Origin of the sequence: Mycolicibacterium madagascariense, from assembly GCF_010729665.1 — a bacterium.
Taxonomy (GTDB): domain Bacteria; phylum Actinomycetota; class Actinomycetes; order Mycobacteriales; family Mycobacteriaceae; genus Mycobacterium; species Mycobacterium madagascariense.
This window is the reverse complement of the sequence record NZ_AP022610.1, coordinates 4,771,773-4,792,575: the sequence shown is the minus strand read 5'-3', so window position 1 is coordinate 4,792,575 and position 20,803 is coordinate 4,771,773. Positions and strand designations below refer to the sequence as shown.

General features: G+C 68.4%; 18 protein-coding genes. 10 read left to right on the top strand and 8 right to left on the bottom strand.

All coding sequences use genetic code 11. The features are described 5' to 3' along the window. Window positions 1-56 precede the first annotated feature (56 nt). From G6N60_RS22595 to G6N60_RS22585, 3 genes are all read left to right on the top strand, one after another. The gene (locus G6N60_RS22595) at window positions 57-1,673 is read left to right on the top strand and encodes an amidohydrolase (protein WP_163741444.1); all 1,617 of its coding nucleotides are present in this window, start codon (window positions 57-59) and stop codon (window positions 1,671-1,673) included. A 7-nt stretch (window positions 1,674-1,680) separates the two neighbouring features. After that, entirely contained in the window at window positions 1,681-3,033 is a 1,353-nt protein-coding gene (locus G6N60_RS22590) for an APC family permease (protein WP_197746959.1), read from the top strand. A 174-nt stretch (window positions 3,034-3,207) separates the two neighbouring features. Beyond that, window positions 3,208-3,630 carry an STAS domain-containing protein gene (locus G6N60_RS22585; protein ID WP_163741440.1) on the top strand — a complete coding sequence of 141 codons (423 nt, stop codon included), beginning with the start codon at window positions 3,208-3,210 and terminating at the stop codon, window positions 3,628-3,630. On the opposite strand, the gene G6N60_RS22580 is transcribed toward G6N60_RS22585, so the two are convergent. The 8 genes from G6N60_RS22580 to G6N60_RS22545 form a co-directional block, all read right to left on the bottom strand. Continuing rightward, the gene (locus G6N60_RS22580) at window positions 3,616-4,677 is read right to left on the bottom strand and encodes a poly-gamma-glutamate hydrolase family protein (protein ID WP_163741438.1); all 1,062 of its coding nucleotides are present in this window, start codon (window positions 4,675-4,677) and stop codon (window positions 3,616-3,618) included. The genes G6N60_RS22585 and G6N60_RS22580 overlap by 15 nt on opposite strands. Further along, window positions 4,678-5,904, bottom strand: a complete 1,227-nt coding sequence (locus tag G6N60_RS22575; protein WP_163741436.1) for an Nramp family divalent metal transporter — start codon at window positions 5,902-5,904, stop codon at window positions 4,678-4,680. A gap of 74 nt (window positions 5,905-5,978) precedes the next feature. Next, entirely contained in the window at window positions 5,979-6,338 is a 360-nt protein-coding gene (locus G6N60_RS28320; RefSeq protein WP_179969726.1) for a hypothetical protein, read from the bottom strand. Between the two features lie 29 nt (window positions 6,339-6,367). Beyond that, window positions 6,368-7,444 (bottom strand): NAD(P)H-dependent amine dehydrogenase family protein, encoded by a 1,077-nt coding sequence (locus tag G6N60_RS22565; RefSeq protein ID WP_163741434.1) that lies wholly within the window; start codon window positions 7,442-7,444, stop codon window positions 6,368-6,370. Window positions 7,445-7,451: 7 nt separating this feature from the next. After that, window positions 7,452-8,243: an SDR family oxidoreductase gene (locus G6N60_RS22560; RefSeq protein WP_163741432.1), complete on the bottom strand. Its 792-nt coding sequence runs from the start codon at window positions 8,241-8,243 to the stop codon at window positions 7,452-7,454. 114 nt (window positions 8,244-8,357) lie between these two features. Beyond that, entirely contained in the window at window positions 8,358-9,299 is a 942-nt protein-coding gene (gene ku, locus G6N60_RS22555) for a non-homologous end joining protein Ku (protein WP_163741430.1), read from the bottom strand. Window positions 9,300-9,312: 13 nt separating this feature from the next. Further along, window positions 9,313-10,236, bottom strand: coding sequence for a carbohydrate kinase family protein (locus tag G6N60_RS22550; protein WP_163741428.1), 924 nt, complete (start codon window positions 10,234-10,236; stop codon window positions 9,313-9,315). Next, entirely contained in the window at window positions 10,233-11,648 is a 1,416-nt protein-coding gene (locus tag G6N60_RS22545; RefSeq protein ID WP_163741426.1) for a mannitol dehydrogenase family protein, read from the bottom strand. The genes G6N60_RS22550 and G6N60_RS22545 overlap by 4 nt, the downstream gene beginning before the upstream one ends. Window positions 11,649-11,889: 241 nt before the next feature. Here G6N60_RS22545 and G6N60_RS22540 point away from each other — a divergent pair, with 241 nt between their 5' ends. The 7 genes from G6N60_RS22540 to G6N60_RS22510 all read left to right on the top strand — a co-directional run bounded on the left by G6N60_RS22540 (window position 11,890) and on the right by G6N60_RS22510 (window position 20,801). Continuing rightward, window positions 11,890-12,846 (top strand): sugar-binding transcriptional regulator, encoded by a 957-nt coding sequence (locus tag G6N60_RS22540; RefSeq protein WP_163744384.1) that lies wholly within the window; start codon window positions 11,890-11,892, stop codon window positions 12,844-12,846. A gap of 20 nt (window positions 12,847-12,866) precedes the next feature. Beyond that, window positions 12,867-14,237: an ABC transporter substrate-binding protein gene (locus G6N60_RS22535; protein WP_163741424.1), complete on the top strand. Its 1,371-nt coding sequence runs from the start codon at window positions 12,867-12,869 to the stop codon at window positions 14,235-14,237. Then, window positions 14,237-15,211 (top strand): carbohydrate ABC transporter permease, encoded by a 975-nt coding sequence (locus tag G6N60_RS22530; protein ID WP_163741422.1) that lies wholly within the window; start codon window positions 14,237-14,239, stop codon window positions 15,209-15,211. Before G6N60_RS22535 ends, G6N60_RS22530 begins: the two co-directional genes overlap by 1 nt. A gap of 2 nt (window positions 15,212-15,213) precedes the next feature. After that, the gene (locus G6N60_RS22525; RefSeq protein WP_163741420.1) at window positions 15,214-16,083 is read left to right on the top strand and encodes a carbohydrate ABC transporter permease; all 870 of its coding nucleotides are present in this window, start codon (window positions 15,214-15,216) and stop codon (window positions 16,081-16,083) included. Between the two features lie 13 nt (window positions 16,084-16,096). After that, window positions 16,097-17,173: an ABC transporter ATP-binding protein gene (locus G6N60_RS22520; RefSeq protein ID WP_163741418.1), complete on the top strand. Its 1,077-nt coding sequence runs from the start codon at window positions 16,097-16,099 to the stop codon at window positions 17,171-17,173. 1 nt (window position 17,174) lies between these two features. Further along, entirely contained in the window at window positions 17,175-18,437 is a 1,263-nt protein-coding gene (locus G6N60_RS22515) for a DUF4032 domain-containing protein (protein ID WP_163744382.1), read from the top strand. Window positions 18,438-18,539: 102 nt separating this feature from the next. Further along, the gene (locus G6N60_RS22510; protein WP_163741416.1) at window positions 18,540-20,801 is read left to right on the top strand and encodes an ATP-dependent DNA ligase; all 2,262 of its coding nucleotides are present in this window, start codon (window positions 18,540-18,542) and stop codon (window positions 20,799-20,801) included. Window positions 20,802-20,803: the final 2 nt, after the last annotated feature.

Sequence of the window (20,803 nt, the reverse complement as noted above, 5' to 3'; positions counted from 1 at the left end):
TCTTTTGCTCCGGTTACGCATTGCGTCGTAGCGGACCCCGCGTAAGGTGCCAACCCGTGGCGAGAACGCTGTTTCACGACGGAACCGTGTGGATGGGTAGCTCGGGGGCAACGGTCGGCGCACTTCTCGTCGAGGGTGACGTCATCGCGGCCGTCGGCGACGCTGCCCTGGCGTCGGCAGCCGAGCACGCCGACACCGTCGAGGTCGATCTCGGCGGCGGCTTCCTGATGCCGTCGTTCGGCGACGGTCACGCCCACCCGCTGCTCGGCGGGCTCGAGTTCGTCGGACCGGCGGTACGGCCGTGCAGTTCGGTCGAGGAGATCGTCGCCGAGGTGCGCAAGTACGCCGAGGCGAACCCCGACGAGGAGTGGATCGTCGGCGCGTCCTACGACGGCAGCCTCGCCGAGGGCGGCCTCTTCGACGCGCGCTGGCTGGACGAGGCCGTGCCCGACCGGCCGGTCGCCCTGCGCGCCTGGGACTACCACACGATGTGGGTCAATTCGGTCGCCCTCGAACGCGCGGGCATCACCGCCGACACCCCCGATCCGGTGCTCGGTGAGATCCCGCACCGCGCCGACGGTTCGGTGCTCGGCACACTGCGGGAGTGGGGTGCCGTCGACCTGGTGACGGCCGTGGTGCCACCCCGCGACGAGGACACCCGGATCGCCGCACTCGGCACCGCCGCCGACTACTACCTGGCCAGGGGCGTGACGTGGGTGCAGGACGCCTGGGTCGAGCCCGGTGACGTCGACACCTACCTCGAAGCCGCCCGACGGGGAGCACTGCGCATCAGGTTCAACCTGGCCCAGTACGCCGATCCGCGGCACTTCGACTCGCAGCTGGACGGGTTCGCCGAGGCGCACCGCCGGGTCGACGAACTCGGCTCACCCTTCCTGACCGCCAACACCGTGAAGTTCTTCGCCGACGGCGTCGTGGAGAACGAGACGGGTGCGCTGCTGGCGCCATACTGCTCGGGACTTCACGAGCACGGCATGCGGGTGTGGGAGGGCGACAGCCTGGCGCAGGCGGCCGCCCGGGTCGATGCCCTCGGCCTGCAGATCCACATCCACGCCATCGGCGACGCCGCGGTCCGCCAGGCGCTCGACGCCATCGAGCATGCGATCGAGAGCAACGGTCCGCGCGACCGCCGCCCGGTGATCGCGCACGTGCAGCTCGTCGACGACGCCGACCTCGCCCGCTTCGCCAACCTCGGCGTGATTCCGTGCATGCAACCCCTGTGGGCGCAGATGGATGCGTTGATGACGGTGCTGACCATCCCGCGCCTCGGCGTCGAGCGCGCGGACCGGCAGTACCGGATGCGGACGCTCGCCGACTCGGGTGCGCCCCTGGCCCTCGGCTCGGACTGGCCGGTGTCGTCGGGGGCGCCGCTGGACGGCATCGCGATCGGGGTCTCGCGGCGCACGCCGGAGGGCGAGCCCGAGGGTGGGTGGACCCCCGAGGAGATCCTCGGCATCGAACGGGCGCTCACCGCCTACACGGCGGGCGTCGCCGAGCAGGCGTTCGCCGAACGGACCTGGGGCCGCCTGGAGGTCGGCGCCAGCGCCGACCTGCTCTGGCTGGAGCGCGATCCGCGCCACGTCCCGCCCCATGAACTCCCCACCGTCCGCGTCCTCGGCACGTACGTGCGGGGCGAACTCGCCTACTCACCCTAGGAAGGGAATGCCAGTGTCGGCAGAAGTGACGACGACGACAGTCGAGACCGAAGGCCATCTCAAGCGCGCGCTCGGGGTGCCTGCCCTGGTGCTGTTCGGCATGGTCTACATGGTGCCGCTGACGGTGTACACCACCTATGGCATCGTCACCCAGCTCACGGGTGGTCGGCTGTCGGTCGCCTACCTGGTGACCCTCGCCGCGATGGTGTTCACGGCGAGGTCCTACGCCAGGATGTCGGCGGCGTTCCCCGTCGCGGGTTCGACCTACGCCTACACCCAGCGCACGTTCGGGGCGCCGGTCGGCTTCCTGGCCGGCTGGTCGCTGCTGCTGGACTACCTCTTCTTGCCGATGCTGAACTACCTGGTCATCGGGATCTACCTGGCGGCGGCGATCCCCGCCGTACCCGCCTGGGTGTTCGTGCTGGCCTCGATCGTCCTGGTGACGGTGCTCAACGTCGTGGGCATCGTGTCGGTGGCGCGGGCCAACTTCCTGCTGCTGGCGGTGCAGATCATCTTCATCGTCGTGTTCGTCGTGATGTCCTTCATGACGATCAACAAGCTGGGCAACGTCAACCTGATGGCCCCCTTCACCGGCGACGGCACGACGGCCGGGATCCAGCCGGTGTTCGCGGGTGCGGCGATCCTGTGTCTGTCGTTCCTCGGCTTCGACGCGGTCTCGACCCTGTCGGAGGAGGCGAAGGACCCGACCCGCAGCGTGCCAAGGGCGATCATGATCGCCACCGTGGTCTGCGGCGTCATCTTCTTCCTGCTCGCCTACGTCTCGCAGCTGGTGTTCCCGTCCAATCACTTCGCCGACGTCGACTCCGGGTCGCTGGACGTCATGACCGCGGCCGGCGGGCAATTCCTCAACACGTTCTTCACCGCGGCCTACATCGCGGGCGCGTTCGGCTCGGCGTTGACCTCGCAGGCGTCGGTGGCCCGGATCCTGTACGCGATGGGACGCGACGGCATCATGCCGCGTCGGGTGTTCGGCCACGTCTCGGCGAGGTTCTCCACGCCGACGTTCGCGATCCTGGTGGTGTCGGTTGTCTCCCTGGCCGCCATCTGGATCAAGCTCGACTTCCTGGCCTCGATCGTGAGTTTCGGTGCGCTAGTGGCGTTTTCGGCGGTCAACCTGACCGTCATCAAGCACTACTTCGTCGACGAGCGTCAGCGGAACGTCGTCAACAACCTGCTCCTGCCACTGATCGGCTTCGCGCTGACCGTGTGGTTGTGGACGAGCCTGACCCCGCTGACACGCGAGGTGGGCCTGATCTGGTTGGCGCTGGGCTTCGTCTGGCTGCTCGTCGTCACCAGGGCGTTCCGGCGCCCGACGCCGGTGCTGGCGATCGAGGAGTAACCACGGCGACGAAATCCGTCGCCGTCTGCCGTTTGCCGGCCCGTATTGACGTCACCGTCGAGCTTTGGTGCTGTTGGCGAATCCGGACATCGAGGTGCGGAATCCGTTGTAGGTTGCCCCTACGTCGAGCACCCGGCGGTCCACATGCCCGTTCTTCGAGGTCAGGGGGTCGCGATGACCACCATTGGCACGTGTCGGCTCTACCGCCCCGATCCCACGTCCGTCGGGGTCGACGAACAGTGGGGTCGAGCAGGCGTCACCGCCGTCCGCGCGCCTCGATCCCTGGTCCTGTGCGTGCATGGGGAGGTCGACGCGAGCAACGCCGGGCGACTGGCCGGTTACGTCGAGCGGCACGTCGCGATCGCGGGCACCCTGGTCCTGGACACCAGCACGGTCGACTTCTTCGGAGCGCCCGCGCTGGCGGTGCTGCACCGCGTCGACCACGGCTGCGCGCGCAACGGCGTGCGCTGGCGGCTGGTGGCGGGTCCGGCGCTGCGACGCGTCATGCGCGCGTGCGGCACGACCGGTCTGCCCCAGTCCGACGACTTGCCGTCGGCACTGAGCGAACTGGGTTCGACGCCGTCACCGCTGCGCTGACGGCCAGGTGCGCGCGGCATCGATCAGGCCGGCGACGAGCGCCGACGTCGCGGCGCACAGCCCGTCGTCGCCGACGGGTCCGCTGCGAGGGCTGATTCCGCGCACCCGCGGCGTCAACTCCAACTGGGCCCCACCCCGCCTGGCGCGGTTGACGGGGTTGTTCGGGTGCAGGCCACGCAGCTCCCTCGGGATGGCGTCGAGGTCGGTGACCACCTCGTAGCCGGGCACGGTCACGTGGGTCGCGAGGTGGGCGGCCAACTCCCGGTTGCCGCCACCGGCCAGCAACTGCATCGTGCGGCCGACGCGGCCGTACCCGTGCAGGGACACCACGACGTCGACGTGGTCCAGGAATGCGTCGAGCAGGTTGGACTCGCCCGCCCGGTACGCCGAGGACGACAGGTGGTGGGGGTAGTCCTTCGGGTGGCGCACGACGTACACCGACGCATCCGCCGCCCGTGCCGCGCGCTCGGCGATCACGTCGGTCATCCGCTCCAAACCGCCGCCGTGGATGGCGAGGAAGCCGAAGCGCGAGCGCAGCGTGCTGTCCTCGACGACGCCCGGCTCGTCGAGCAGCTCCGAAAGCGATTGCGGCGCAGGCAGATCCGTCGGTGGCAGCTGGCGTGGCCAGTGCACCGGGTCCCAGCGGCGGAGGAAGTCGAGCCAGCGCGGCGGCAGCCCGTGATGGCGCGCGCCGTCGATGATGCGCTCCAGATAGCCCTCGCGGGGTGGGCCCGGTTCGACGCGGTGGTCCACGTACACCCAGGCTTCCTGGGGGCCCGCGGCGGTCTGCACCGTCAGCCGGTCGCGGCGGTAGCGCACCGGCACGCCCTCGGCGCTGTCGAGCACGACGAGGTCGTCGTCGCTGACCTGCCACAGGACGCCGTGCACCTCGGCGCCGTCGAGGGGTTCGATGGTGGCGACGCCGCGTTCGTTGATGAGCCAGTCGTGGTCGGCCAGCGTTGCCGGCCGGGGATCCCTGGCGTCGGGACAGCGTCGCGCCATCTGCGTCACGTTCAGGTTCGACCCGTACGCGAAGTAGGGCTGCATTCAGCCGGTGACTGTCAGATAGATGAGGACCACGTTCAGCACACTAATGATTGCGGCGACGATCCATCCGAGGCCGGTGGTGATGCGCCCGTTGACGTCGGCGCCCATCAGCGTCCGGTTGCTGGTCAGCCGGATGAGCGGCACCAGGGCGAACGGTATGCCGAACGACAGCACCACCTGGGAGAGCACCAGCACCCGGCTGGCGTCGACGCCGAGTGCCAGCACGACGAGGGCCGGAACGAGCGTGACGAGCCGCCGCAGCAGCAGCGGGTAGGACCTGTGGAGCAGGCCCTGCATGATCATCGCCCCGGCGTAGGCGCCGACCGAGGTGGAGGCGAGCCCGGAGGCGAGCAGGCCGATGGCGAAGAACAGCGCGACGACGTGGCCGAGGGTGCCCTGCACGGCGGAGTAGGCGCCCTCGATGGAATCCGTGCCGCCCATGCCCTGCAGGTTGGTCGCCGCGACGAGCAGCATGGCCAGGTTGACCGCACCCGCCACCAGCATGGCGAGCCCGACGTCCCAGCGGGTGGCCCGCAGCAACCGCTGTCGCGGGGCGCCCGCCTCGGCGTGGCCATGGCGGTCGCGGGCGAGCGCGGAGTGCAGGTAGACGGCGTGCGGCATGACGGTCGCGCCGAGCATCGCGGTGGCGAGCAGGACGCTCTCCGGACCGTCGAAGCGCGGGACGACGCCGCCCAGCACGTCGCCCGCGGCGGGCGGTTCGACGACCACGCTGGCGAGGAAGCCGATGGCGATGACGAGCAGCAGTCCGGTGACGACGCGCTCGAAGACCTGCTGGCCGCGGCGGTTCTGGATCGCGAGCAGCAGCAACGACACCACGCCGGTGATGACACCGCCGATCAGTAGCGGCAGCCCGAACAACAGGTACAGCGCGATCGCGCCGCCCACCACCTCGGCGAGATCGGTGGCCATGGCCACCAATTCGGCCTGCAGCCAGTAGGCGACCCTGGTGCGGGTGCCGGTGCCCTGGGCGACGGCCTCGGGGAGCGTGCGTCCGGTCACCAGGCCGAGCTTCGCCGACAGGTACTGCACCAGGCCCGCCATGACGTTCGCCACGATGATGACCCACACCAGCAGGAAGCCGAACTGCGCGCCGGCGCTGACGTTCGCGGCCACGTTGCCGGGATCGACGTAGGCGATGGCGGCCACGAAGGCCGGACCGAGCAGCAGCGCGGTGGCGCGTTGCGGTGCCCTGATGGTGAACGCCAACTCCGCCCCTTCTATCCGGTGGGTCGAATAGAAAAGTTAGGTTAGCCGAAACCTAACGGGCGGGCTACTTGGGGCTAGTGATGCCCGCCACCGCCACCGCCACCGGTCGCACCGCCGCCGCCGCCAGCTGCACCGCCGCCGCCACCGCCGTGGAAGCCGCCGCCGTTGCCGCCGATGATGAAGGCCGGACCGAAGAAGTCGTCGTCCCAGGGGTACAGGGACGACGCCACGTCGGGTGCGCCCGCGGTGATCTGGACGTTGCCCGGCGACTGACAGGTCGTGAGGTTGGTGCCGGTGGTCGTGCCGCCGCCCACGCTCGTGCACGGCGGCGGATTGGAGCCGTCGCTGGGGTCGGCCGACGCTGCCGGAGCGGCGGAGAGCGTCACCAGGGCGCCCGTGGAAGCGACCACGACGAGCAGGCGACGCACGCGCATGACGGACCCCTAACTAGGTGAACAGACCATCAATGTCCAGCGTACAACCCATTTCCGGTGACCAGGGGAAGGTCGAGCGTCGTGCGGATTCCGGGGGCTGCGGCGATCACCTCGGGGATGGCGTTGACGACTCTGGCGGCGGTGGCCACCAGGCCCGCGTGGTTGTGGTCGCCGTGCGCGCTGCTCAGCCGGAGGTCGACCGCATAGCTGGGTTCGCCGGTGATCTCGATGCGGTAGGACCCGCCGGGCTGGGCGGGCTGCGGCCACTCCGGGCACAGATCGTCGCGTAGCCGGGTGACGTGTTCGAGCACGACGACGGGGGTGCCGCCGAGCATGCCGCGCACCTCGAAGCGCAGGGCCGCCGCGGTGCCCTCGGCGACGTGGCCCGACGCGATGTCGAAGGCTTCGGGCGCGGGCACGCGGGTGTACACCTCGGTCACCTCGTCGAGCGAAATGCCAAGGCCCGCAGCGAGTTGACGCACGACCGAGCCCCACGCCAGGCTCAGCACCCCCGGTTGCAACAGCATGGGGACTTCGTCCAGCGGCCGGCCGAAGCCCATGACGTCGAACATCACGGTGGCGCTGTCGTAGGTGTCGTAGTTGATGATCTCCATGCAGCGCACCTGCTCGATGCTCTGGCACGTGCCCGCCAGGGCCATCGGGAGCAGATCGTTCGCGAAACCGGGATCGATGCCGTTGACGAAGATGCTGGCCCCACCCTCGGCGGCGGCCTCCTCGATGGGGGCGATCATCTCGGGAGGCAGTGTGCCCCAGGGGTATTGCAGGAACACCGCGGCACTCGCGACGACGTTGACGCCCGCGGCGAGGAGGCGACGGTAGTCCTCGAGCGCCTCGACGAGCCGGTTGTCGGCCATCGCCGTGTAGACCACGCACTCCGGTGTCGCGGCGAGGATGGCGTCCAGGTCGGTGGTCGCCGCGACACCGGTCGAAACCCCAAGTCCGGCAAGCTCTCCCGCGTCCTTGCCGGCCTTGGCGTCCGAGGACACCCACACCCCGGTCAGCTCGAAGCGGGAATCGGTGATCAGCTGGGCCAACGCGTGCTTGCCGACGTTGCCCGTGCCGACGGCGGCTACCTTGATGCTCACGTGGTCCTCACAGATCCGGGATGGGGAAGCCGAAGTTGGGGTGGGTGATGCCGCCGTCGACCTCGAGGGTCTTGCCCGTCAGGTAGCTGCCGGCGGGGGAGGCGAGGTAGACGGCGGCCGCGGCGATGTCGAGCGGATCGCCGAGACGTCGCAGCGGCGTGGCCTCCTCCATCGGCTTTCGCAGCTCGTCGTTGCTGGCCAGGATGTCGAGCGCCGAGGTGAGAATCGAGCCGGGGGCGATAGCGTTCACCCGGATCCGCGGGGCGAGGTCCAGCGCCGACAGCCGGGTGTAGTGCGCGAGTGCGGCCTTCGCGGTGCCGTAGGCGGCAAAGCCCCGGCCGGAGACGCGGCTCATCGTGGAGGTGATGTTGACGATGCTGCCGCCACCGGAGTGCTCGAGCATCAGCGGAACGGCCGCGGTCGTCAGCGCGTGCGCCGTCGCGACGTTGAAGGCGAACGCGTCGCGCAGCTCCTTCGTCGAGGTGTCGAGCAATGGCGCGGGCATGGTCCCGCCGACGTTGTTGACGACGACGTCTAGTCGGCCGAACGCCTCCACCGCCTGCGCGGCCAGCGCGGCGGTGTCGTCCGGGTGCGCGAGGTTGGCCGCCACGACGTGGGCGCGGCGGCCGGTCGCGCGAATCTGTTCGGCCACCTCGTCGAGCTGGGATTGCGTACGCGCGGCGATCAGCACGTCGGCGCCCGCCTCGGCGAAGGCCACCGCCATCGCCGCCCCGAGGCCGCGTCCCGCACCCGTGACGACGGCGACCTGATCGTCGAGCCTGAACCTGTCGAGAATCACGCCGCAGACGCTACTAGAACACGTTCTATTTTTGTCCCGATTCCCCGCGAGCAGTCACAAATGTGCGCGACACGCCGCAGGTTTGCGCACTTTCGCGACTGCTCGCCGGGAGAATTACTTCTTGGCGGCGGCCTTCTTCGCGGGTGCCTTCTTGGCCGCGGTCTTCTTCGCGGGCGCCTTCTTGGCCGCGGTCTTCTTGGCTGCCGTCTTCTTGGCGGGGGCCTGCTCGGCGGGCTCGTCGTCGGCCGTGGAGCCGCCGCCGGCCTGGCGGGCCTTCACGCTGGCCTCGAGCTTGGCCAGCAGGTCGGACACGTCGTCGGTCTCGTCGAGGTTCTCCGGTTCGGGCTCCTCGGTCGTAAACGCTTCGCCGCCTTCGAGTTTCGCCTGCACCAGTTCGTGCAGCTGCTCCTGGTAGTCGTCGCGGAACTGATCGGGGTGGAAGTCGTCGGTCATCGACTCGACGACCTGACCGGCCATCTTCAGCTCGGCGGGCTTGATGTCGACCTTCTGGTCGAGCACGGGGAAGTCGGGGTCGCGGATCTCGTCGGGCCACAGCAGCGTCTGGATCACCATGACGTCGCGCTTGCTGAAGTCCTTGACGCGCAACGCTGCCAGCCGCGTCTTGTTGCGCAGCGCGAAGTGCACGATCGCGACGCGGTCGGTCTCGGCGAGCGTCTTGGCAAGCAGGACATAGGATTTCGACGACTTGGAGTCGGGCTCCAGGAAGTAGCTCTTGTCGTACATCATCGGGTCGAGCTGCTCGGCGGGGATGAACTCGATGACCTCGATCTCGCGGCTGCGTTCCTCGGGCAGCGTCGCGATGTCCTCGTCGGTGATGATCACCGTCTGACCGTCGTCGGAGTCGTACGCCTTGGCGATGTCGCGGTATTCGACCACCTCACCGCACACCTCGCACACCCGCTTGTAACGGATGCGGCCGTTGTCCTTGGCGTGGACCTGGTGGAACTTGATGTCATGGTCCTCGGTGGCGCTGTAGACCTTGACCGGCACGTTCACCAGGCCGAACGCGACGGAACCCTTCCAGATGGAACGCATGACCCAGTATGGCTCACAGCGACGACGCCGACGTGAGCGCGGCGCGATCGGGCAGGTCGGCCCCCGCGCGGGCAACGGTGATCGCCGAGGCGAGGGTCGCCGCGCGCAGCACGTCGGCGACCGTGTCGACGTCGATGCCGGCCAGATCCCTGCGCTTGTCGGCGCCCAGCAGGTTCAGTGACCAGAGCGCGTCGACGAGGCCCGCCATGAAGGAGTCGCCCGCACCGACGGTGTCGACGACCTCGACGTGGCGGGCCTCGACGCGCACCAACCCGGCCGCGCACACCGCGAAGGCGCCGTCGCCGCCCATCGTGACGGCGACGATCGACGGACCGAGCGACTGCCAGGCCGTCGCGACCTGCTCGGGGCTGCGGACCGGGTCGATCCAGCGCAGGTCCTCGTCGCTGGCCTTGACGACGTCGGCCTTCTCGACGAGCCGGTCGATGCGGGCGATGGCCCGCTCGCGGTCGTCGATCAGCGCGGGCCGCACGTTGGGGTCGAACGAGATCGTCGCGCCCAGCCGGTAGGCGTCGATCAGCGCCGCCGTCGCGAGGCAACCGGGGTCGAGGAAGCCGGCGATCGAACCGGTGTGTGCGATGAGCGGGGGAGCCACCTCTGGCGTGCCCGACAGCTGCCAGTCGATGTCGAACGTGTAGGTCGCCGCACCGGTGTCGTCGATCGACGCCGCGGCGGTCGGCGTGCGCTGCGCGCTGATGCTCCCCGGCGCGAGCCGCACGCCGGAGGCCTGCACGTAGTCGACGATGCGGCGGCCGCGCTCGTCGTCGGCGATGTGGGTGAGGAAGTCGACGTCGCGATCGAGCCGGCCGAGGCCGACGGCGACGTTGAGGGGACTGCCCCCGACGTGTTCGCCCTGCACGCGACCCTCGCGCTCGACGATGTCGATGAGCGCCTCGCCGATGACCAGTGCGCGGGTCACGACGTGCCTGCCACCAGTGCTTCGAGCGTCGCGCGGGCGCCGTCGCGGTGCAGCGAGTCCAGTGCCCACAGGTAGGCATCGACGAAGCGCTGCTGCGTGGCCAGGTCACCGAACAGCGCGGTGTTCTCGATGAAGGCGGTGGGGTGCTCGAGCTGTGACTTGGCAAGCGGGACAAGGGTATCCGCGAGCTGGTCCTGCACGTCGATGGGCTCGCCCTGTTCGTCGACGCCCTCGGCGTAGCGTGCCCAGCTGGCAACGACGGCCGCCGAGAGTCGCACGGGCGCACCGCTCTTCAGGTTCTCCCTGATGACGGGGACCAGCCACTGCGGGATGCGGTCCGAGGAGCCGTAGCAGAGCCGGACGATGGTGTCGCGCACGCTGGGGTTGGCGAAGCGGTCGATCGCCGTCTTCTTGAACTCGGGCAGGTCGATGCCCGGCACGGGTCGAAGTGTCGGCGTCGCCTCGTCATCCATGTACTGGCGCAGGAATTCGGCGAACAGCGGGTCGCCGGCGGCGTCGGCGACCAGTCGGTAGCCGGCCAGGTAGGCGAAGTAGCAGAGGGCTTGATGGCCCGCGTTGAGCAGGCGCAGCTTCATCAGCTCGTACGGCGTGACGTCCTCGACGAGGAGCACGCCCACGTCCTCGTACGGGGGACGGCCGTCGGAGAAGTCGTCGTCGAGCACCCAGGCCGTGAACGGCTCCGCGGCGACGGGCCACTGGTCGTCGACGCCGTATTCGGCGGCCAGACTCTCGATCACGTCGGGGGTGGTGACCGGCGTGATGCGGTCGACCATCGAGTTGGGGAAGCGCGTGTGTTCGGTCATCCAGTCGACGAGGTCGGGGTGCGCCGTGGCGGCGTAGGCGGTGAACGCCTGGCGTGCGACGTCGCCGTTGCCCTCGATGTTGTCGCAGGACACGATGGTCGGCGACGGCAACCCGCGCTCCCGGCGCCGCGCGAGGGCCGCGGTCACCAACCCGAAGACGCTGTCCGGGCCTGCGTTGTCGATCACGTAGCCGCCCTCGGTGATCGTCAGCGAGACGATGCGCGTGGTCGGCGCGGCGATCAGTTCGACGACGGACTCGGGATCCGCTGGCGCGTAGCGGTAGTCGACGATGGATCCGATGACGCGCGCGTCGCGGCTGCCGTCGGGGTTCATCAGGATGAGTGTGTAGAGGCAGTCCTGGTCGGCCATGACGTCGGCCATCCTGCGATCACCCGGCAGCACGCCGACCCCGCAGATGCCCCACTCGCGTGCCTTGCCCGCCTCGAGCAGGCGGTCGAGGTACATCGCCTGGTGCGCGCGGTGGAATCCGCCGACGCCGAAGTGGACGATGCCGATCCCGATCTCGCTGCGGTCGTAGGACGGCTTCGCGATGGGGATCTCGGCCAGGGACGCGTTGTCGAGTTTCATGACGGCTGCACCACCGTCGAGACGCTACCCGGCGCCGGGTGCGCGCCGAACGCCGTACCGGCGGCCGCCGCGCGCAATCGACCACGATCTCGTGGGGAAACTGACAGTGTTGTGTGGGTCACATTTAGATGTTAGCGTGATGATCATCTGCACGCACCCCTGAGCATTCGCTCACGATGGGACGGAAGGCGGTGGCGCGACGGTGGCGCTCTCGACCTCGACGACGACGTCGAACGGCCAGGTGGCCGAGTCGGCGGCCGACGCGGGCCCCCAGGGCCGGGTGACACCGGAGGACCTCCGCCTCGCGCTGCGGGCCGCCACCCTCTACTACCTCGATGGGCTGACGCAGGCGGAGATCGCCGGCAAGCTCGGCGTCTCGCGCCCGACGGCCGGTCGGTTGATCGCCAGGGCCAAGGCCAGGGGGCTGGTGCGCATCGAGGTCGTCGTGCCGCCGACGTTGAAGGACGACCTGCACGCCGACGAGGAACGGTTGATCGAAGAGCGGTTCGGTCTGACCGAGGCCGTCGTCAGTGGGCATCTAGGCCGCGCGGCGGGAGCGCTGCTCATGCGCCGCCTCTCCGAGAACGACGTCCTCGGATTCACCTGGGGGCCCGAACAGGTCGCCGCCGTCACCGCGCTCACCCCCGGCGTCGCGAGCTGCCGCACGGTCGTCCAACTCGACGGCGCGATGTCGACCGCCGCCTATCAGACCGGGATGGAGTTCATCCTCAGTCGCGGAGCAGATATGTTGCGCGCCAACGCAATGCGACTGCCCGCGCCGCTCTACGCCGACCCGTCGACGGTGGTGTCGATGCGCAGCGACTCGGTCATCTCGCGGACGCTGGAGGCCGGTCGGCGGGCCGACACCATGCTGTTCGGCGTCGGGTCGGTCAGCACCTCCACGACCCTGTTCGAGGGCAGCTTCCTGGATACCAGGATGCTCGACGAACTGGTCTCACTCGGTGCCGTCGGCGAGATCGGCGGCCGGTTCTTCGACGCCAACGGCGCGCCCGTCGTCACGGAGTTGGCGCACCGCGCGGTGTCGGTGCCACTGGAGGACATCCGCAACTGCGCCAAGACCATTCTGGTGTGCAGCGGACCGCCCAAGCACCAGGCGACCCTGGCTGCGTTGCGCGGCGGGCTGGCCAAGCTGTTGGTATGCGACATCGATTGCGCACGTTGGCTTGTGAATCAGTGATCAGGAGGAGTGGGGTGAAGATGAGAGCGACACGAACGGTGCTACGCAAGCTGGGGGTATGCACCGCCGCCGCCGGTCTGCTGGTGACGGCGGGCTGTTCGGGGGCCGGCAGCCTGGGGACGTCGGCGAACGAGGTGACCATCGCGCTGGTGTCCAACTCGCAGATGACGGATGCGCAGAAGCTGTCACCGGAGTTCGAGAAGGCCAATCCCGGCGTCAAGCTGAAGTTCATCTCGCTGTCGGAGAACCAGGCGCGGGCGAAGATCACCATGTCGACCGCGATGGGGGGCAGCCAGTTCGACGTCGCGATGATCAGCAACTTCGAGACCCCGCAGTGGGCGAAAGATGGCTGGCTGCTTAATCTCTCGGACTACGCGAAGAACACGCCCGGCTACGACCTCGACGACTTCATCCCGTCGCTGCGGGACTCGCTGTCCTACGAGGGCAACATGTACTCGGTGCCGTTCTACGGCGAGTCGTCGTTCCTGATGTACCGCAAGGACATTTTCCAGCAGGCCGGCATCACGATCAATCCGGATCCGAGCTACCAGCCCACATGGCAGGAGGTCGCCGGCTGGGCCGACAAGCTGAAGACGAGCAACCGCGCGGGAATCTGCCTGCGCGGCAAGCCCGGCTGGGGGGAGATCCTGGCACCGCTGGACACCGTCATCAACACCTTCGGCGGACGGTGGTTCGACGACAAGTGGAACGCGCAGCTCAACAGCCCGCAGGTCAAGAACGCCGTCAACTTCTACGTCGACACCATCAAGAAGTCCGGTGAATTGGGCGCGTCGTCAACGGGTTTCCAGGAGTGCGCCAACCTCTTCGGTCAGGGCCAGACGGCGATGTGGTACGACGCGACGTCGGCGGTGTCGGTCCTCGAGGATCCCAAGACTTACCCAGACCTCGTCGGCAAGATCGGGTACCTGCCCGCCCCGATCGTCGAGAAGCCCAACTCGGGTTGGCTCTACACCTGGGCGCTGGGCATCCCCAAGGCGGCCAAGAACCCCGACGGCGCATGGAAGTTCATCTCGTGGATGACCAGCAAGGAGTACATGAAGCTGGTCGGTGAGAAGCTCGGCTGGGCCCGGGTGCCACCGGGCAGCCGGACCTCTACGTATACCCAGTTGCCGCAGTACGAGGCGATCTCGAAGTCCTACGGCCCGTTGACGTTGCAGTCGATCACCAATGCGACGCCGAACAAGCCGACGGTGCAACCGGTTCCGTACACCGGCGTGCAGTTCGTGGGCATACCCGAGTTCCAGGATCTCGGCACCCGGGTCAGCCAGCAGATCAGCGCCGCCATCGCCGGACAGCAGTCGGTCGACGCGGCCATGGATCAATCGCAGAAGTACGCCGAGGTCGTCGGCAAGAGCTATCAGGAGAAGTGATGACACTGACTGCTGAAACCGAATCGGACGCCGGTAGGGGAGCGGTGGCCGAACGGGTCCGCAAGATCCGGGCCGCGCAGGAGGTCGGCGTGAGCCGCGCCGAGGGCTGGCGCCGGCGCGGACCGCTGCTGCCGGCGCTGATCTTCATGATCGCCGTCACGCAGGTGCCCTTCCTGTTCACCCTCTACTACTCGACGCTGTCCTGGAACCTGGTACGTCCCGGGTCGCGGCAATTCGTCGGGTTGAGCAACTACGTCGCCGTGGTCCAGGACAGCCAATTCTGGTCGGTGGCAGGCAATACCGTGATCCTGATCGTCGGCACCGTACTGATCTCGGCGCTCATCGGCCTGCTGGTCGCGCTGCTGCTGGATCGCGCGTTCCTCGGCCGCGGCGTCGTCCGGACGCTGTTGATCACGCCGTTCCTGATCACCCCCGTTGCGGGAGCCCTGATCTGGAAGACGACGATCCTCGATCCCAACAACGGCATCCTGAACTGGCTGCTCTCACTGATCGGCATCAGTCCGGTCGACTGGATCGGCCAGTTTCCGCTGACGATGGTGATGGTCGAATTGATCTGGCAGTGGACGCCTTTCATGATGCTGCTGATCCTGGCGGGCCTGACGTCGATGCCCCGCGACCAGCTCGAGGCGGGTCGGGTCGACGGTGCCACCGCGTTCCAGCTCTTCCGCGAGTTGACGCTGCCCCACCTGCGGCGCTTCATCGAACTCGGCGTCGTGCTCGGCGCGGTCTACCTGGTCAACACCTTCGATGCGATCTTCATGATGACGCAGGGCGGTCCGGGTGTCGCCAGCGCGAACCTGCCGTTCTACATCTACCAGCGCGCGTTCCTCGGCTTCGACATGGGCCAGGCCGCGGCCATGGGCGTGGTGGTCGTCATCTTCACGATGATCATCGCCAGCTTCGCACTCCGGTTGATCTTCAAGTCGTTCAGTGGCAAGGAAGAGGCGGTCTAGACATGACGACGACAGCGCAAAGGGCAACGGCGACAACCGATGCCGCGCCCAAGACCAAGAAGAAGTCGAGGAAGCTCAGTCCGTGGGGGGTGGTGGCCTGGCTCGTCGGACTCGGGTTCTTCTTCCCCGTGTTCTGGATGGTGCTGACGTCGTTCAAGCAGGAGAGCGACGCGGCGACGAACCCGCCGAAGCTGTTCTTCGCGCCGACGCTGGACCAGTACTCCGCGGTGTTCGCCCAGGGCATCGGTCCCGCGATGCTCAATTCGCTCTTCGCCACGGCGATGTCGACGATCCTGGTGCTCCTGCTCGGCGTGCCTGCGGCGTTCGCCCTGTCGCTGCGACCGGTGCGCAAGACGTCGGACGCCCTGTTCTTCTTCATGAGCACGAAGATGCTGCCCGTCGTCGCCGCGATCCTGCCGTTGTACGTGATCGTGTCCAATCTCGGTCTGCTGGACAACATCTGGGCCCTGGTCGTCCTCTACACCTCGATGAACCTGCCGATCGCCATCTGGATGATGCGGTCGTTCTTCCTCGAGGTGCCCGGTGAACTGCTCGAGGCGGCCAGCCTCGACGGCGCGAGCCTGGGGCGGTCGGTGCGCGAGGTGATCCTGCCGCTGGTCTCACCCGGCATCGCGGCGACCGCACTCATCTGCGTGATCTTCGCGTGGAACGAGTTCTTCCTTGCGGTCAACCTGACCGCGGTGAACGCCCAGACCATGCCGGTGTACCTCGTCGGCTTCATCGCCGGTGAGGGGCAGTACTGGGCCGTGCTGTCCGCGGCCGCCACGATGGCCGCGCTGCCCGTCATCCTGTGCGGTTGGTTCGCGCAGAACAAGCTCGTCCGTGGTCTTTCCTTCGGCGCCATCAAGTAAAGGGGTAAACGCAATGGCTGCAATCACGTACAAGAACGCGTCCTGCATCTACGAGGGGTCGGACAAGCTCGCGGTCGACAACCTCAACCTCGACATCCAGGACGGTGAATTCATCGTCCTGGTCGGTCCATCGGGCTCGGGCAAGAGCACGGCACTGCGCATGCTGGCCGGACTCGAGGACATCGACGAGGGCAGCATCGAGATCGGTGGCAAGGACATGACGGGCGTGCCGTCCAAGGACCGCGACATCGCGATGGTGTTCCAGAACTATGCGCTGTACCCCAACAAGACGGTCGCGGAGAACATGGGCTTCGCGCTCAAGCTGCGCGGGGTGCCCGCCGACGAACGGCGCAGGAAGGTCGAGGAGGCCGCCAAGGTCCTCGACCTGACCGAGCACCTGGACCGCAAGCCGGCCAAGCTGTCCGGCGGTCAGCGTCAGCGCGTGGCGATGGGGCGCGCCATCGTCCGTGAGCCACAGGTGTTCTGCATGGACGAGCCACTGAGCAACCTCGACGCCAAGCTGCGCGTGCAGACCCGCACCCAGATCGCCGCGCTGCAGCGCCGCCTCGGCACCACCACCGTCTACGTCACCCACGATCAGGTGGAGGCGATGACGATGGGCGACCGGGTTGCGGTGCTGCGCTTCGGCAAGCTGCAGCAGTTCGCCTCGCCCAACGAGCTCTACGACCGCCCGGCGAACTCGTTCGTCGCCGGCTTCATCGGATCGCCCGCCATGAACCTGTTCACCGCGCCGATCACGTCCGACGGCGTCAAGCTGGGGGACTCGACGTTCGAGCTCGAACGCGACCACCTGTCGACGCTGAGCGGGCTGGGACTGACCGAGGTCACCGTCGGCGTCCGCCCCGAGCAACTCGAGATCGCCGACTCCGGTGGCGTCGAAGTCGTCGTCGACCTGGTCGAGGATCTCGGCAGCGAGGCGTACGTCTACGCGCATGCCAGCGGTGTCGAGCTGGTGGCCCGGTCCAACCCGCGCACGGCGCCCAGGTTGGCCGACACCGTGCGGCTGCGTCGGCACCCCGACGGCGCGGTGCACCTGTTCCACCCGCAGTCGGGTGAACGCATCAACTGACATGCGCCCGCCCGAGTTGCGGCTTCGGGCACCGACCCCGGGTCTGCTCGGATTGCCTTGGGACCGGCCACTTTCGGAGTGGGTGGTGCCCGAGGTGCCGCTGCGGGACATCGCGGTCGGCGCGAGTCGGCACCTGGTGAAGTTCGTCGACGCCGACGGTCTGCTCTGGGCGGTGAAGGACATGCCGCCACGGATCGCGGCCAAGGAGTACGACGTCCTGCGGCGCCTGGAGGAGATGGGCCTGCCCGCGGTACACCCGGCGGGCCTGGTGCTGCAGCCCGAGTTCGAGACGGCGATCCTGGTGACGCGCTACCTCGAGGGGTCCTGGCAGTACCGCCGGCTGTTCATGCGGTTGCCGCCGGACCAGCCGCGCCACCGGGCCCGGCTGCTCGACGCGATGGCCGGCCTGCTGGTGGAGCTGCACCGGCACGGGGTGTTCTGGGGTGACTGCTCGCTGGCGAACACCCTGTTCTCGCGCGACGGCCAGCTGCTGCAGGCCTGGCTCGTCGACGCCGAGACCTCCGAGATCCATCCGACGCTGAGTCGCGGCCAGCGCAGGCACGATCTGGAGATCATGGTGGAGAACGTCGCCGAGGGCCTCGTCGACCTCGCCGAGCGGCTGGGCCTCCCCGAGGAGATGCATCAGACGTTGATCGCGGAGGCCGAACAGGTCCAGGCCCGGTACGAGACGCTGTGGGAGCTACTGCACGCCGAGCCGGTGTTCGGTTTCAACGACCGCTACCGCGTCGAGGGCACCATCCGTCGGCTCAACGAATTGGGTTTCGCCGTCGACGAACTCGCGCTTCGACCCGACGCCGCCGACCCCAGCCGGATGCGGGTGCGCGTCGCGGTCGGCGACCGCCGCTACCACGCCCAGCACCTTCGGGACCTCACGGGTCTGGACGTCGGTGAGGGACAGGCGGCGATCCTGCTCGGCGATCTGCACGCGTATCAGGCGCAGCTGTGCCTCGAGGCGGGCCACGACGTCGACGAGTCGACGGCCGCGCGGCTGTGGGTCATCGAGGTGCTGACCCCGTATGAGCAACTGGCACACCAGGCCGTGCGCCATGCCGGCACCCCGATTCAGGCGTACTGCGATCTGCTGGAAGTGCGCTGGCTGCTCAGCGAGCAGGCCGGCCGCGACGTCGGCACCAACAAGGCGCTCGCGGCGCTGGCCGGCGACGTCATTCCGACCGACTCGGCGGCGAAGATGGCCGTCGCCGAGGTGCCCACCGCGCCGTTCCCGGTACTCGACCCCGATTGACCCCCCGCGAGATCCCCCGCGAGCAGACGTAAACGGCCCTGAAATAGGCCAATCGAGGGCCCTTTGCGTCTGTTCGCGGGGAAGGGGGGGTAATACGGACGGGTGGATCGCTGCGGTCGCGTCAAGCTGACCAACCCCGACAAGGTGCTCTACCCCGCCACGGGCACCACCAAGGCCGAGGTGTTCGAGTACTACGTGGCGATCGCCGACGCCATGGTCCCGCACATCGCCGGGCGGCCGGTGACCCGCAAGCGGTGGCCCAACGGCGTCGGTCAGCCCGACTTCTTCGAGAAGCAGTTGGCGTCGTCGGCGCCGCAATGGTTGGACCGCGCGTCGATCGTCCACGGTTCGGGGACCACCACCTACCCCATCGTCGACACCCGCGAGGGGTTGGCGTGGATCGCGCAGCAGGCGTCGCTGGAAGTGCACGTGCCGCAGTGGCGTTTCGTGGAGGGGGAGCAGGGACCCGCCACGCGCATCGTGTTCGACCTCGACCCCGGTGAGGGCGTGACGTTCCGTCAGCTACGCGAGGTGGCGCACGAGGTCCGCGGGTTCATCGGCGACATCGGGCTGACGACCTACCCGCTCACCAGTGGCAGCAAGGGTCTTCACCTCTACGTCCCGCTGGCCGACCCCATCAGCTCGCAGGGCGCCTCGGTGCTGGCCAAGAGGATCGCCCAGCAGCTGGAGAAGTCGATGCCCAAGCAGGTCACCGCGACGATGACCAAGAGCCTGCGCGACGGCAAGGTGTTCGTCGACTGGAGCCAGAACAGCGCGGCCAAGACCACGATCGCGCCCTACTCGATGCGGGGCCGCGACGAGCCGACCGTGGCCGCGCCGCGTACCTGGGAGGAGATCGAGGATCCGGAGCTGCGGCACCTGCGCTTCGACGAGGTGTTCGAACGCGTCGAACGCGACGGCGATCTGCTGGCCGGTCTCGACGAAACCGTCGTCCTCCCAGACAGATTGACGACCTACCGGAGCATGCGCGATGCGGGCAAGACACCGGAGCCCGTTCCGCAGAAGGCGCCGGCCGTCGGGAACGACGACACCTTCGTCATCCAAGAGCATCACGCGCGGCGGCTGCACTACGACTTCCGGTTGGAGCGCAACGGCGTGCTGGTGTCGTGGGCCGTGCCGAAGAACCTGCCCGAGACCACCTCGGTGAACCACCTCGCCGTGCACACCGAGGACCACCCCCTGGAGTACGCAACCTTCGAGGGCTCGATTCCGAAGGGGGAGTACGGCGGTGGCGAGGTCATCGTGTGGGACTCGGGCACGTATGAGACCGAGAAGTTCAACGACCATCCACCCGACGGCGAGCCGAAGGGCGGCGAGGTCATCGTCACGCTGCACGGCGCGAAGGTCTCCGGGCGCTACGCCCTGATCCAGACCGACGGCAAGAACTGGCTGGCGCACCGGATGAAGGAGCAGCCGGTGCGGACCGCCGCCGACGTCGCGCCGATGCTCGCGACCCACGGTTCGGTGGCGAAACTCACGGCGGGGCAATGGGCGTTCGAGGGCAAGTGGGACGGGTACCGGTTGCTGGTCGACGCCTACCACGGCACGCTGACGCTGCGCTCGCGCAGCGGTCGGGACGCCACCGGTGACTTCCCCCAATTGCAGTCGCTCGCAGCCGATCTCGCCGATCACCATGTCATCCTCGATGGCGAGGTCGTGGCGCTCGACGCCGAGGGGGTGCCCAACTTCGGGTTGATGCAGAACCGTGCGGCCGGGGCGAACGTCGAGTTCTGGGCGTTCGACGTGCTGTCGCTGGATGGTCGATCGCTGGTGCGCGCCAAGTACTCCGACCGTCGCCGGGTGCTCGAGATGCTGGCCGCCGACGGTGCGCTCATCGTCCCCGACCAGCTGCCCGGCGACGGATCGCAGGCGTTGGCGCAGGCGCGGAAACGGCGGTGGGAGGGGGTCGTCGCCAAGAAACGCGACTCGACCTACCAGCCGGGCCGACGGTCCGCGTCGTGGCTGAAGGACAAGCTGTGGCTGACGCAGGAGGTCGTGATCGGCGGATGGCGGGCCGGTGAGGGCGGCCGCTCCAGCGGGATCGGCGCGCTGCTCGTCGGGGTGCCCGACGGCGACGGGCTGGTGTTCGCCGGCCGGGTCGGGACGGGCTTCTCCGACAAGGATCTGGCGAAGCTGAAGCAGACCCTTCAACCCCTGCACACCGACCAATCTCCGTTCACCGCAAGGCTTTCCGGACCGGACGCGAAGGGCGTGACGTTCGTGCGGCCGGAGCTGGTGGGCGAGGTCCGCTACAGCGAGCGCACGTCCGAGGGCCGGCTCAGGCAGCCCAGCTGGCGCGGCATGCGGCCGGACAAGAGCCCGGCCGACGTGGTGTGGGAGTAGGC